General features: G+C 36.6%; 9 protein-coding genes. 3 read left to right on the top strand and 6 right to left on the bottom strand.

Features of this window, described 5'->3' with window-relative positions; translation table 11 throughout:
* Positions 1-372: 372 nt before the first annotated feature.
* The 3 genes from JKA74_RS15140 to JKA74_RS15130 all read right to left on the bottom strand — a co-directional run bounded on the left by JKA74_RS15140 (position 373) and on the right by JKA74_RS15130 (position 2,594).
* On the bottom strand, positions 373-834 hold the full coding sequence (locus tag JKA74_RS15140) for a hypothetical protein (protein WP_201432055.1): 462 nt from the start codon (positions 832-834) through the stop codon (positions 373-375).
* 158 nt (positions 835-992) lie between these two features.
* Positions 993-1,541 (bottom strand): DinB family protein, encoded by a 549-nt coding sequence (locus JKA74_RS15135; RefSeq protein ID WP_201432054.1) that lies wholly within the window; start codon positions 1,539-1,541, stop codon positions 993-995.
* Positions 1,542-1,592: 51 nt separating this feature from the next.
* Positions 1,593-2,594 (bottom strand): endonuclease/exonuclease/phosphatase family protein, encoded by a 1,002-nt coding sequence (locus tag JKA74_RS15130; RefSeq protein ID WP_201432053.1) that lies wholly within the window; start codon positions 2,592-2,594, stop codon positions 1,593-1,595.
* A gap of 816 nt (positions 2,595-3,410) precedes the next feature.
* On the opposite strand from JKA74_RS15130, the gene JKA74_RS15125 reads away from it, so the two are divergent.
* The 3 genes from JKA74_RS15125 to JKA74_RS20790 all read left to right on the top strand — a co-directional run bounded on the left by JKA74_RS15125 (position 3,411) and on the right by JKA74_RS20790 (position 7,722).
* Positions 3,411-5,384, top strand: a complete 1,974-nt coding sequence (locus JKA74_RS15125; RefSeq protein ID WP_201432052.1) for an IGHMBP2 family helicase — start codon at positions 3,411-3,413, stop codon at positions 5,382-5,384.
* A 146-nt stretch (positions 5,385-5,530) separates the two neighbouring features.
* Positions 5,531-7,408 carry a tetratricopeptide repeat-containing sensor histidine kinase gene (locus tag JKA74_RS15120; protein ID WP_201432051.1) on the top strand — a complete coding sequence of 626 codons (1,878 nt, stop codon included), beginning with the start codon at positions 5,531-5,533 and terminating at the stop codon, positions 7,406-7,408.
* Positions 7,409-7,410: 2 nt separating this feature from the next.
* The gene (locus JKA74_RS20790; protein WP_262895942.1) at positions 7,411-7,722 is read left to right on the top strand and encodes a DUF6122 family protein; all 312 of its coding nucleotides are present in this window, start codon (positions 7,411-7,413) and stop codon (positions 7,720-7,722) included.
* Here JKA74_RS20790 and JKA74_RS15115 read toward each other — a convergent pair.
* The 3 genes from JKA74_RS15115 to JKA74_RS15105 form a co-directional block, all read right to left on the bottom strand.
* Entirely contained in the window at positions 7,719-9,512 is a 1,794-nt protein-coding gene (locus tag JKA74_RS15115) for an SLC13 family permease (RefSeq protein WP_201432050.1), read from the bottom strand. The two genes, JKA74_RS20790 and JKA74_RS15115, sit on opposite strands and share 4 nt — an antisense overlap.
* 529 nt (positions 9,513-10,041) lie before the next feature.
* Positions 10,042-11,127 (bottom strand): oxygenase MpaB family protein, encoded by a 1,086-nt coding sequence (locus tag JKA74_RS15110; protein WP_201432049.1) that lies wholly within the window; start codon positions 11,125-11,127, stop codon positions 10,042-10,044.
* A 394-nt stretch (positions 11,128-11,521) separates the two neighbouring features.
* Entirely contained in the window at positions 11,522-14,908 is a 3,387-nt protein-coding gene (locus tag JKA74_RS15105) for a methylmalonyl-CoA mutase family protein (RefSeq protein ID WP_201432048.1), read from the bottom strand.
* Positions 14,909-15,150 lie beyond the last annotated feature (242 nt).

Genomic DNA, 15,150 nt, shown 5'->3' with positions numbered 1-15,150 from the left:
CAGCTTCTAATTCTTAGGTCAGACCATAGGTCAGCACCGGCTTTGCCCCCACTAGTTATTGCGAGCATGCTATTCCGTGACAATTGAATTCATATGAAGCAATCCGTTGTTTAAAGATTGCGCCCCTTGTAAACTGTCAATTCTTGTTCAGGCCTCACCCCAGCCCTCTCCTATTTTCCCGGGACAAGCAAAAGAGAAGGAGCTCGTGTAAGGAAAATATAATGGCTAAGGTTTTCGAAACCCATCAAGATGAATTTTATAGCAAAATAAATTTTCATAATTGCCTATCTAAGCAGGCAATTATGCATAATTACAAAGTTCCATGGCTAATGTAAGAAGAGTTTCCAGAAAATAATGGTTCTTTCTACGCAATTAAGCGGTTTGCTTGATCATTTTAAGGTCAATCAGTTTGGCTTCTTCGTAACCTATCGACAAATATCCGAACACTCCACCTGAAGATTCAGCTACTTTCTTAGCGATATCTTTCATAGATGCTACAAATTGTCCTGCCCACCGTTCATCTATTTTGGCCAACAAAGGATTCAGCCTTTCCAAATCTTCAATGATCATTTTACTTCTCAGTTCAGGATCAGTAGGATATGATTTCAAGAGTTCATTGAGGTTGTTCTCAAATAGCGGTGCTACATGGTTATAATACTCCAACAATTCTTTCCTGGCTCTTTTTTGTTTTATCTTAGTAAGGTTTACCGCTTCCTGTAACTCGCTTTTACTAATTTTCTCGTCAGCACCTGCAATTAAAATGGTCACCATGGCAGGAACGTTTTTCAATAAAGCAATGTCGGATTCTGATAAGTTTTCAAATTCTGCTATCATATTTCAATTTTAGTTTCAATAAGCAATATAATCATTCAGCTCACTTTTTACTTTTTTGAAAGAAATTAATATACAGATTTCGATGAAAGCATATTTTCATGCTACTAACTCTTTAATAATAGATAAATCACGCTTGGAGCAAATGGTTTAATTTGGATTTAAAGCGGGAAATTTGGATGATGATTAATCGCTTCTATTTGATATTTGTGATGATTCATATGTGAATAGAAAAATTCCAAAGTTTGTGTGATAGTCATTTTCCCAACTGCCGGATGATTAAAGGTGAAATGGTTTAGCTTCTCTTCCGGGAAATTTTCCAGCATTAATTTCATTTCGCTACGCAGGCCCGCCCACTGATGACCGAATTCATGTGCATCCGGAGATAAATTCATTCTACCTTTATTTTGCTCAAGTACTTTTGGTGCCTTGAATTTTTTCCTGGAATTTAATCTATTCACCAGTAAAATAGTTTTAATTCTGCTTTTAAGCCCAAGCTTCAAATCTTTACGACTAAAATCAAAATTCTTAACAAAGTCAGATGAAAGCTTTTCAGAAGTATATAAATGTTGCATCACATCCATCATGGACCAGGCGGAGGGCTCAGGACGGAAATTCAATTGTGTGGGGTTAAATACTTTTAATAAGGCATCATAATATTCTTTGGAGACCTTAATCCGTTGCCAGTGTTTTTCAATTTTTGGATGCATAATTTTTGATTTCTGGAAAGCAAGTTAAAAACAAAATCAGAATTCCTCTTTCTATTTAAGTCGAAAGCTCATCCAAACAGGTAAATGATCTGAAATATCTCCTGCCTCTCGCAAAACGTCCCCCTCAATTTTTTCAATCTTATCCTTATTGTAGAAAATATAATCTAGTCTTTCATAAGGATCAGCAGTATCAAAAGTAAAGTATTTAGACTCATTGGAAAGGTAATCCTCTTTGGAAATAGCCTCTCCAATATTTTCCTGGTCCATAAAAAGTTGAGTCGTTTTTTCAGGTTCATCAATGTCCGTTGCATACACAGGACGGCTGTTAAAATCTCCAATCAAAAGCACAGGATAATCCTTTGTATATTGCTCGAATACTTGCAAAAGATACTCAGCCTGTTGTTCCCTCGTCTCCCGATCAAAAGCTTCAAGGTGCACATTCATTATGATTAATTCCTTTTCCTGAACCTCTACTTTTACAATTTGAATTAACCTATCCAGGTAAAAGGCTTTATAATAAAAAGGGGCATTAACTGGTGGGTCAAGCACGATCAATTCATTGGATAAAACTTGTGCTTTACTAAGAACAGCCTGACCAGAAAGCATTCTCCCAAAATGGTGTTCAATCGGCCAATAAGGAAATGGGACATATGACTTATCCCAGTTGACAGCCATAGCTCCCATAGGGTATTTCAGAGGATTGGCTATTCGATTTAATTGATGATAGTCATAACTTCGATCAGACCCAAAATCGATTTCCTGAAAGCCTATAAAATCGGGCTGATGTTTTCGCAATATCTTTCTTGATCTCTTTAGGTTTTTCAGGAATAAATCTTCAGTTCTTTCAACCGCTAAATTGTTAGTCATTCCTGACAGATATCCTATATTATAACTCATCACTTTTAGGGTATCTGAGAGTAGTGGTTTAGGAGAATAATAAGTGGTGATTTCATCATACTTCTCTTTATCATAATGACTACTGCTTCCCCAAAAATAAAAAACTGCAAGTAGCAATAATAGAAATATAGGGAAGGTAATTAGAAATCTTTTCATATCTAAAATTCAATTTTATATTGGGCTCAAGGTAAAACTAATTAGTCAATATTTATAAAATAGGGAGGTATTTCCCAGGAAGATTCAAAAGTTTAACAATATGACATTTCTTATACATAGCTATCAGGAATGTTAAAACCACTCTAATCAATTGAGTGAATAAAATGATATCAGTTCTGTAAAAGCAAAAGATAAGGAGAAGAACAAATAGTAATAAAAGACAATTTTATTCTTAAATTAAAAAAATGATTTCAGAAGAAAAACCTTACAATTCATCTGATTTTAGTTCATCCATCTCCAATAAATAAATAAGAAGTTGCTCAGACGGATTTATAAAGAAAGCATAGATACTTTGAAATAATACATTATAATTTACTTGAGTTAAGACAACTTTATTTATTCAAATATAGAAAGTTATATATATCTATCTCAAATTTACTTCACCTACTGTCATGTTACAAAATATTATTTGGCAGTTGTAAAAACAGGTTTAAATCGCATAAAATCCACTATTTAAGTATCCGTGTACTTGTTACTCCATCAATCTGGAATAAACAATATTTTCCAGATTGATGGAGACCACAAAATAAAGAAGAAATTCATCTCCTGAAGAATAAATTTTATGATCTAATTCTTAAAAAACACTTCTGCTCTTTTAAAAAATTTTGTATTATTCAAATTTATCCGCATTCATTAATTTTATTAAAATTCAAGAGGTCACAGAAATACAGTCAAAGTAATGAACACAAAACAGCCGGAACATTTTGCTAATTCAATGGGTTTGACTTCATTAGAATATTCAAAAAATCAGACCCTATGAGATTTAATTCCCTCAAGCAATATCAGGATTATTTCAGCAGTCTCATTCAAAAAGAAAGAGCTGCGGAAATGGATTTCCACTTAAATGAAATCATGGTTCTTTCCGGCAAGCAAAGGGAGCAAAAAGGCAGGGCGATTTTGTTGTTAAATGGCAATGATTCCGGTACTGGAATTGGCGGTTCATCCCTGGTGAAATTTGTAAGAGGTGAAGGACTTCCTGATAATCAAATTTCCATTGGGGATATAGTAATTGTGTCGAAGGAAAAACCTACCGGAAAAGAAGAGCAGGGAACAGTAGTTGAAAAGACAGCAAGAAGCATTACAGTAGCCTATTCACAAAGCCCACCCTTTATAGTTTTCGGCAGAAATTTACGACTTGATTTATTCTCCAATGATATCACTTTTCAAAGAATGCTGGAAGCAGTTCATAAGCTGGAATTCCTCCCTAATCACCATGAACTTCTTTTGGGGAAAGTTGATTTTTTACAAGATGAAGTCAATGCTAAAAAAACAGAAATCTCTGTAGCAAATTTAAACCAGAGCCAGGAAGCGGCTATTCGTAAAGCCATTGAAAGCAAAGAAGTATTCCTGATTCATGGCCCTCCCGGAACAGGTAAAACCACTACCCTTTCCCACCTTATTCAACTACTTTCCGAACAAGGAAATAAAATTCTGGTAAGTGCCGCCTCTAATACAGCCGTTGATAATATACTTGAAAAGTTAACAAAGTTGGGACTGCCCTGCATCCGCATTGGCAATCCTGCACGCATGGATTCATCCCTATCTTTCTTAAGTCTGGATGTGCAATTACAGGATCATCCGGATTATCAACAAGCAAATGGATTATGGAATAAGATACAGATTCAAAAAAAGGAACAACAGGAATTTGTACCTGCAAGCGGCCAAAACAGGCGAGGATTATCTGATGAAAAAATCATTCAATTGGCTTCTTCAAAGAAAAACTATCGTGGTATCCCATCCCCTAAATTAAGGAAAATGGCACAATGGATTAAAGTTCAAAGAGCCATCAACAAGAATTTTGAGGAAGCCAATAAGCTTCAAATGAAAGCCGTAGAAGATATTTTATCCCAAACACCTATTATTTGCGCCACCAATTCCACAGCCGGGAGCGGACTATTGAAGGACTTTCTATTTGATGTAGTTTGTGTAGACGAGGCCACTCAGGCTACTGAACCGGAATGTCTGATTCCATTATTAAAAGGAAAAAAGTGGGTATTGGCCGGAGATCATCATCAATTGCCTCCTACAGTTGTTTCAAAAGATGCTGAAGCACTCAAACTAAGCTTATTTGAACGTTTGAAAACATTCTTGCCAGAAGAAAAAAGCAGTTTACTTTCCATCCAGTATCGAATGCATAAAAATATTATGAAATTTTCAAATGAGACATTTTATGGTAATCAATTGAAGGCTCATCCTTCGGTGGCAGGCCATACATTAGCAGATTTACCTGGATATGAACCATTTATTTCATTAGAACAAGGTCTTAATCAACTTCTAAAGCCTGAAATAGCAGTGCTTTTCTATAATTGTGCCAATGGTGTAGAAGCAAAATTGCCGGACAGCTATTCGTATTACAACAAAGTTGAGTTGGAAAAAGTACAGCAAATTACAGATGCATTGTTGGCTTCCCGGCTATTCCCTGAAGATATTGGGATCATATCTCCTTATGAACAGCAAATCATCAGGCTAAAGTCAATGTTGGCGGGTTATCAGGTAGAGATAAAAACCATTGATGGTTTCCAGGGCAAGGAAAAAGAAGTGATAATTATAAGCCTGGTCAGGTCAAATCAGGAAGGCAATATAGGTTTTCTCAGGGATTACAGAAGATTGAATGTGGCACTAACAAGGGCAAAAAGGAAACTTATTATTGTTGGCAATCTTACAACCCTACAAGCAGACCCTTTATATACATGGTTGATCGAAAACATAAGCCTTGTTGATTCAATTTGATTAAAAAGACTCTATTTTTGCTTAAGTTAGAAGTTAGATTGATTGAATTACCTCCAATGAAATGAGCATGATTGAGAAACACCAACCGAGGATGAATATCAACTTGCGAATTCCATGTGGCAATTAAAAAAAACAGTTATATACACATGAAATATACGTTTTTACTAAGCTTACTTATTTCAACCTCTTTTAATGCACCCGCCAAAGAAAATGGCAAAATAGACTCCCTCATTCAAATTATTAACGAAATACGTTATGATCAACCCGACTCCAGCCTTAAACTGATCAGGCTTGCTTATCAATTACATCCCTCAAAGGATTCAAGATATGCAGCACTGCTTTTCTCTGAAGCTGCCATTCGTTACATCAGAGGAGATTACGTCACATCTCAAAACAAATATATTGAACTCTATCAATTATACGATTCGCTAAATGATCAAAAAGGTTTGGCTAAAGCCCTTAATGGAAGAGGTTTGATTTACCTGGGCAGGGAACTCTATCCTGAAGCAATTTCAATGTTCCGCAAAGCCGCCACCACCAATTTGAAAAGTGGAAATGAATCCGGCTTACCTACCAACTACCTCAACATAGGTATTTGTTACTCCAAATTGGATAAACATGAGGAAGCCCTCTCCTATTTTCATCAATCATTAAACCTGGCAGAAAAATCAAATAACAGCTTAATCCATTTGATGGGTCTCAATCAGTTAGGAAAAGTGCACCTACTCAAACAAAACTACGATTCTGCAAGTTTTTATTTCAGCAAGGTGCTTAGTGATAGTTCAAAAGCCAATCAATGGGAGAAATCCTTTGCCCTACTGGGACAATCAGAAATAGCCTATGGAAGAAAAGATTATGACCTCTCTATAAAAAAAGGTTTAGAAGCCTTTGAAATAGCTCATGAGCTGAATGTCAAATGGGATTTAGCCAGAATTGCTGAAACATTAAGCAAGGCATATGAAGCCAATAACCAATTAAAAGCTGCCCTGAAATTCCATAAACAATACAAATCCTATAATGACAGCTTATTGAATGAAGCCAAGAACAGGGAGATCAATTGGGCAGAATTGCAGCAAAGCAGAGCCGAGAATGACAAATTATCCAATGAAAAAGCATTATTAGATGCCAGGGCAAGTATGAGCCAGTTGATCATCATTATTCTCTCTGTCATCATTCTTTTATTGGCTCTAATAACTTTTTTGTTTAGGAAAAACGCCCAACAAAAGGTGAAATATAACCATCATCTGAATTTGCTTAACCAACAAACTGTGCATCAGAAAATTCAAATAGAAGAGCAAAACACTGCATTGAATGAATTGAATAATTCAAAAAACCGCTTATTCTCTATATTGGCACACGATTTAAAATCCCCCCTTCTTTCTATCCAGCAGTTACTGGATCTAAACCAGAAAAGTAAGTTATCTGAAACTAACATGAATGAGCTTTTAATCATGCTTTCAAAACAAGTTCATAACGTCAATAAGATGTTAAACGACTTATTAAGCTGGGCCAATTCACAAATGGATGGTATGACCACCCGTCCGGAGACCTTGAATTTAACAGATTTAACTAAAGAAGTATTACATTCGGTAGAATATGTAGCTGAAGAGAAACAAATAAAAATTGAGCACCAGGAAAGTGATATCATCAAAATTTATGCAGATGTTGGGCACATTAAAATCATCTTGTTAAATCTTTTGAACAATGCATTGAAATTCACCAACAAAAACGGAGTTATTAAGGTACATTACAGTGAAAGTGAAAAGGAGGCTACCATTTACATTCAAGATAATGGTATAGGGATGGAATCTTCGACTATTGATATACTCATGGGTATTGATAATAAAACAACCTATTCAAGAACAGGAACCAGTGAGGAAATGGGAACCGGTTTGGGTCTGCTTTTGGTAAAGCAATTTGCCCATTACAATAATGCCCAATTCCATATTAAGAGTAAAGAAGGTGAAGGATCAACATTTTCCATTAGCTTTCCGAAAGCTCTCCACCAACAAACCATTCAGTAATAATGTGGGTACATTTTGTGCATTACGGATTGCATTTTCTTTTCCCGATAATAATCGCTTATATGTATTCCCCGGGCAACTGGAAGAGAGTATACTTGATTTTGTTGAGCACGATGCTAATTGATCTGGACCATCTTTTGGCAAACCCTATATTTGATCCTAACAGATGCAGTATCGGTTTTCATCCGCTCCACTCCTATTTTGCAATAGTAGTGTATTTCCTGATGTTATTTACAAAAAAAACCAGGATCCTTGGAATTGGTCTTTTGTTTCATATTCTTACTGATTATCTGGACTGTTTTTTAAGGAGTTAAAAAGGAAATATAATAGGTAAAAGAATAGTAGCCAGAATCCAGAAAAGCAAATTTAAAGCGGTTCCTACTTTTACAAAGTCCAAAAAGCGATAACTACCTGCCGTGTAAACCATTGTGTTGGTTTGGTAGCCAATAGGAGTAATAAAGCTTGCCGATGCGGCAAATGTCACAGCCATTAAAAATGGCGTGGGACTCAATCCTAAATTGATACTTATAGCAATAGCAATAGGCGCCATTAAAGCTGCAGTGGCATTATTGGACATCACTTCAGTTAATAAAGAAGTAATCAGGTATAAACCACTTAAAATAATCACAGGCCCATATTCCCCTAAGTGCTCAATCAAATTTGTGGCAATTGCCTGATCAAGACCTGTGTTACGTAACGCCACTCCTAAACTTAAAACTCCGGCCAAAAGAAAAACTATCTTCCAGTTAACGGCCTCATATACTTCACGCATTTTCAGCGTTTTTAATAAAACCAATGTAGTTACACCTAGTATAACTGAGATAACAATATCCAGCACTTCAAAAGTAGCAAGTCCAATCACAAAAGCTAACACAGTTATAACCAAAGCAAATTGCTTTCTGTCAAAATCAATAACCTTGTCTGCGGAAAGCAAAGCAAAAGGAGCATTCTGCTGCATTTCCTGTTTTTTCAACTCCTTTACATAATGAGATTTTACTTCCGCCAAAAGCACATCTCCTGCCTTTAATTTAACATTGTACAAATCTTCATGCAAAACCTCATCTCTATGACGGATTGCTAAAGGAGAGGCACGGAAACGTCTTCTAAAGTCTAATTCGCGTAGGTTTTTGCCATCAAATTCAGAATTGGAAGAAATAACCATTTCAACCAAAGAGGAGCCTTTTCCTTTAAGGTTATCTCCTGCTATTTTAAGCGAAGAACCATCCAGAATTTTAGCCCTACTCTTTAGCTCTTTAATATTGGAAAGATTACATCGTACTTTAAGTATATCTTCAGAGTATAACACAAAATCTCCCGGGGGTAAATTATACCTGATGCCTTTCCGCTGTACCTCAAGGATATCTATCTTCAAATCATTCACCAATGGGCTTTCCATGATAGTTTTCCCTACCGAGTCTGTATTGTCCTGCAACTCTATTTCAGTAAGGTATTCCCTCATGCCAAATTTCTCCTCTAAATCTTCATTCTGACGATTTTTGGGTAATATCCTCACTCCAATAAAGAGCATATAAATAATTCCCACACCTACCATTACCAAGCCAAAAGGAAGGAGTTGAAACATGCCAAAAGGTTCCAGGCCTGATTGGACAGCAATTCCACTGACTAAAACATTGGTAGAAGTTCCTATATAAGTACAGGTTCCACCAAAAATAGAGGCGAATGACAAAGGGATCAACATTTTAGAAGGACTTACACCTGTGCTTTTTGCAATTTGAATCACTACAGGTATAAAAACAGCCACAACAGGAGTATTATTAATAAATGCTGAAATAACAGCAATTAACAGCATCATTAATCCTAATCCCAGTTTAAAATTGGTTTTAAATATATCGCCTAATTTATAGGCTATAAATTGTAAAGCCCCGGTTTTCAGTAAAGCTGCACTCATTACAAACATAAATGCAACAGTAATGGTAGCAGTATTACTAAAGCCTGCAATACCTTCTATAGGACTGATTACTCCAGTAACCACAAGCCCACAGATAATCATTAGCGCTATTAAATCAACAGGCAGTTTTTCCGTAACAAATAAAAAAATAGCTACTAAAATAACAGAAATAGTAGCGATTATTGAAAAGTCCATCAGCGTAATTTACAAATAATAAAAAGCTTTACTGATGCAAAAAAAATGATTAAAAAGCATTTATCCTACTAATCTTATAGGAATTAATTTTAAGAGAATTAAATATTACTATGGAGCTTTATGTTCAGGAATAATTGATTCATAAATTTAGCATGGAAGATTAACAAGAAGCCAATTCCTTGATCGGATAGACTAAAGAAATCCCCAGCCCCCTTTACCTCAATGCTAATAAGTTAAGTATTAATTTAAACCTCAACCTTGCATCCTTCTCCATAGTGAGAAGGAGATTAGCCTTAACTTAATAGCATTGCCCTTTTACCTAAAGGGAAAGAGTTCTGCTTGATTTATAAAGTCATTCTTACTAATGTAAATTTATAGGCATTATAGATTAGAAGAAATAATGCAAAGAGAAGCTGGTCAATCCCCCTTTTCCTAAAAGGGGGATAAAGGGGATTCCTAATATGAAATTTGTTTTATAATCAGTGTTTTTACAATGATTTTGATGGCATAAAACATAATACTCAGCTTATTAATCATGCAAAGCAGTTAAAAACTGAAAAGGATTACCGCTCTTCTCCCCACTTAATTTCTGCAATTGAAATTGCTTTCTGGCTTCCTTAAAAGCTTTTTGTTTATCACGTGGAAAGAGAGATCTGAAAGCATTAAGGTTCTTTAAATTACCTAATACAAATTTCTGATCAGATTTGCTTTTTACTCCTATCATTTCACTAAGCTCCTCCCCTAACAAGTATTGCATAAGCGCATCGGCTGAAAACTTCAAAGGCAATCCCTGACTGTTAATATAGTCTTGTAAACTTTTAGCCAATACTTTTCCTTCTTCAGAAGGTCTGAAATTACGCTCTGTTAGTTTTTTCTCTAAAATAAAGGCTGATTGGTTATCTGCAGGCAATAAATTTTCGGACAGTCCCAGTAACACTCCAATTTCATTCCAGTACTTGATAAATACTTCCGCTTTTTCAGGACTTATAGTAAAGCCCAGTTTACGCAAGCCACGGATGTTGATTAATGAAAAGGACAGATTGGTTCCTGCCATATCTTCCTGGTTGACAGGCATGCCCCACTCCATGTTCCATTTATCGGAGTGCTGCAAATGGTAACGAATGGCGGCATGCATTAAACGCACTTTAGCTATACTGATATAACCCTTTCCTTCAGCCTTGAAAGCTTCAGGTTCGCATACGTCAAATACAAATTCTCCTGTCTCTCTTAATCGTTGCTCCGGATTTTCGATAATTCGTCTTGAAAAGCTCAGTACTTTGGCGCCATCGGCTGCCGCATAGCAGTAAGGAAGAGAGAGCAATCCCAGGCATAGCATAATTTCAGTAGTATATTCCTGAAAAAACAGAGAGCCATTTTTTATGACTTTAGCATCCGGTTGATAGGCTTTTATTTCCTGGAAATAATCTATTAACACCTGTGGAAATTCCTCAGGAATAGGTTGATGATTAAATTGCAATGCATTGTAGGCAACACTTTGGTGAGGATGAAAACCTTCTTTAAATAAAGCAGTCACTGTTTTGTCAGCCAATAGGTCACCTGATTGTTTGGCGTTATCTAATTCAGCTTTTGAATATTGTATCGTTTTATTTTCCACAAATGATTAACTGTATTATAGGATAAATGATTTGGGAAAGGTGGATTTTTTATGGAAAATTTGAGTAAATGGATAATTGTATTTCTATTTATTAAAATTGCACCTGTCTTAATTAATAGAATAATAATAAAGAATAATACTAATGGTTTACGAGTGGTCTACATTTGCAAATGGTCTGGTAGTGAATCACCTAGGAGAAAAGGGAAATAATGAATAGTACTATTGGTCTGTGAGTCACAGACCAAGGGCAGGGACAAATCAAAGGCCACGGAAAAAAAAACAAAAAAAGCACAGCTTACACCATGCTTTCCTTTTTTTAAAAAACTCCAAGACGAATGTCTTAACCCAAGGTCTATGACTCACAGACCTTGAAACGTAAAACTAAAATCTCACCCTACATATTCCTTCTGTACTGACCACCCACTTCAAATAAGGCATTGGTAATCTGTCCCAGAGAACAATATTTAGTGGCTTCCATTAGCTCTGCAAACATGTTTTCATTTTTAATGGCTGCTTTCTGAATGCTGTCGATATGTGCTTCAGCTTCATTTTTAAACCTGCCATTCAATAAGTTGAGTGTTTCGATCTGATATTGCTTTTCTTCTTCCGTAGCCCTGATTACTTCTCCAGGTGTTACCGTTGGTGAGCCCTGGGAGTTTAAGAAAGTGTTAACACCAATAATCGGATATTCTCCAGTATGTTTCAACATCTCATAATACAAACTCTCTTCCTGGATTTTACCACGCTGGTACATTGTTTCCATCGCACCTAAAACACCACCTCTTTCTGTAATCCTGTCGAATTCAGTCAATACCGCCTCTTCCACTAATTCTGTAAGCTCTTCAATAATGAATGATCCCTGGATAGGATTTTCATTTTTCGCTAAACCCAACTCTTTATTAATGATCAGCTGAATGGCCATGGCTCTTCTTACTGAGTCTTCAGTTGGAGTGGTGATAGCCTCATCATATGCATTGGTATGCAATGAGTTACAGTTATCATAAATAGCATAAAGTGCCTGCAAGGTTGTTCTGATGTCATTAAAGTTAATTTCCTGCGCATGTAACGAACGGCCTGAAGTCTGGATGTGATATTTCATCATCTGGGCACGGGCATTGGCACCATATTTCTGTTTCATGGCTTTTGACCAGATTTTCCTGGCTACACGGCCAATTACAGCATATTCAGGATCAACACCATTGGAGAAGAAGAACGAAAGGTTAGGGCCAAATTCGTTGATGTCCATTCCCCTACTGAGGTAATATTCCACATAAGTAAAACCATTGGCCAGTGTAAAGGCCAATTGCGTTATAGGATTAGCGCCCGCCTCGGCTATATGGTAGCCTGAGATGGAAACTGAGTAAAAATTACGGACTTTTTCTTTAATGAAATACTCCTGCACATCACCCATTAACCTGAGGGCAAATTCAGTAGAAAAAATACAGGTATTCTGTGCCTGGTCTTCTTTTAATATATCGGCCTGTACCGTACCCCGCACTGTGGCCAGTGTATCCGCTTTAATTTTTTCGTAAACATCTTTCGGAAGCACCTTGTCTCCGGTGATTCCTAAAAGCATTAAACCGAGTCCGTCATGCCCTTCAGGTAATTTTCCTTTATAAGATGGTCTGTTACCTTTTTCTGCAAATATTTTCTCAATCTTTTTAGTAACCTCTTTTTCTAAACCGTTTGCTTTGATGTATTTCTCACATTGCTGATCGATGGCGGCATTCATAAAGAAGCCTAACAACATAGGTGCCGGACCATTGATAGTCATGGACACAGAAGTCATCACATGCGCCAAATCAAAGCCAGAATATAATTTCTTAGCATCATCCAGGCAGCAGATACTTACCCCTGCATTACCTATTTTACCATAAATATCAGGACGAAGATCAGGATCATTGCCATACAGTGTTACTGAATCAAATGCAGTGGAAAGCCTTTTCGCGGGCATGTCTTTGCTCAGATAATGAAATCTTTTATTCGTTCTTTCCGGTCCGCCTTCTCCGGCAAACATACGAGTTGGGTCCTCTCCCTCTCTTTTAAAAGGATAAATACCTGCTGCATAAGGAAACTCCCCGGGAACATTTTCCTGCAAACTCCAGCGCAATAAATCGCCCCAGCTTCTATATTTAGGTAAGGATACTTTAGGAATTTGCGTATGGGCTAATGATTCGGTATGGGTTTCTATACTTAATTCTTTATCACGCACTTTAAATTTATAAACAGGCTCGGTGTATTTCTTCACCTTTTCACCCCATTCTTCAATCAATAGTTTGTTTTTAGGATCAAAGTTTAGCTCCTCCTTGGCATAGGCCTCTTCCAGTCCTTTGATCAACCGATCTTTGTCATCCAAATCAGAAGCCTTAAGCGTATCAATAGATTTTCTATAACCGTATAATTTATCAGCTACTTCTGCTTGTTGACTCACCCATTCATCATAACCTCTATTATTTTCAGAAATTTCTGATAAATAACGTGTTCTGTTAGGCGGGATAATAAAGACCTTTTCAGACATTTCATCCGTAATTTCAAAAGTAGATTTTAAATCAGCTCCTGATTTTTCAGCCACTTTATCAATTAATGTTTTATATAAAGCATTGGTGCCCGGATCATTAAACTGAGAAGCGATAGTGCCATAAACAGGCATATCATCTACTTTAGACTCCCATAAGCCATGATTACGCTGATACTGCTTTTTCACATCACGTAAGGCATCCAATGCGCCACGTTTGTCAAATTTATTTAAGGCGATGATGTCGGCAAAATCCAACATATCTATTTTCTCTAACTGAGTGGCTGCACCATATTCGGGCGTCATTACATATAAAGAAGCATCTGAATAATCCAAAATCTGAGTATCCGACTGACCAATACCGGAAGTTTCCAATATAATGAGGTCAAATTTTGCTGCTTTTAAAATACTAACAGCATCCTTCACATATTTTGAAATAGATAAATTACTCTGACGAGTAGCCAACGAACGCATATAGACACGCTCATTATTGATGGCATTCATGCGGATTCTGTCACCTAAAAGTGCTCCGCCTGTTTTCCTTTTGGAAGGGTCAACAGAAATGATCCCTATCTTTTTATCTTTAAAATCTATCAAAAACCTTCTAACTAGTTCATCTACCAGTGAAGATTTACCCGCACCACCTGTTCCGGTAATACCTAAAACAGGCACTTTAATTTCTTCTGATTTTTCTCTGATTTTTTTCAGCTCAATATTTCCTTCCTCAGGAAAATTTTCAGCTGCTGATATCAATCTGGCAATGGATTTCACATCCTGTTGATCGATATAGCCTACTTCACCATTTAAATTATTTCCTAATGGATAATCACTTTGTTTAACAAGATCATTGATCATGCCCTGTAATCCCAACTCTCTTCCATCATCAGGAGCATAAATTCTGGTGATACCATAATCATGCAATTCTTTAATTTCTTCCGGAAGGATTACTCCCCCTCCGCCACCAAAGATCTTGATATGTCCGGCACCTTTTTCCTTTAATAAATCATGCATGTATTTAAAATACTCCGTATGCCCTCCCTGATAGGAAGTCATGGCAATGGCTTGCGCATCTTCCTGAATGGCAGTGTTCACCACTTCTTCCACGCTTCTGTCATGGCCAAGGTGAATCACTTCGCAACCGGTGGACTGGATAATCCTGCGCATGATATTAATGGCCGCATCATGGCCGTCAAATAAAGAAGCGGCTGTTACGATACGCACATTATATTTAGGTTTATAAGGAGCTACAGTTTGATGTGCAGACATATTTTTTATTGATTTTTGATTTGGATTACGAAATTACAACATTAATGATAAAGAATAAAGCAAGTTGACAAACTATCATTCGTTAGCTTATATGATTACGGATAAACAACAACTATTTATGATAAATGGTTGAAATTTTGCTTGAGGTTTGTTTATGCCGGAGTCAAAGATCCTGAATCCTAAATAATCCGTAGTCCGCTGCGCTTAAGACTACGGATAGTTGGAGCTAAAATTCATCTCAA

Source organism: Marivirga aurantiaca (genome assembly GCF_016679925.1).
Lineage (GTDB): Bacteria > Bacteroidota > Bacteroidia > Cytophagales > Cyclobacteriaceae > Marivirga > Marivirga aurantiaca.
The sequence above is the reverse complement of the archived record's forward strand: the minus strand, read 5'-3'. Positions and strand labels throughout refer to the sequence as shown.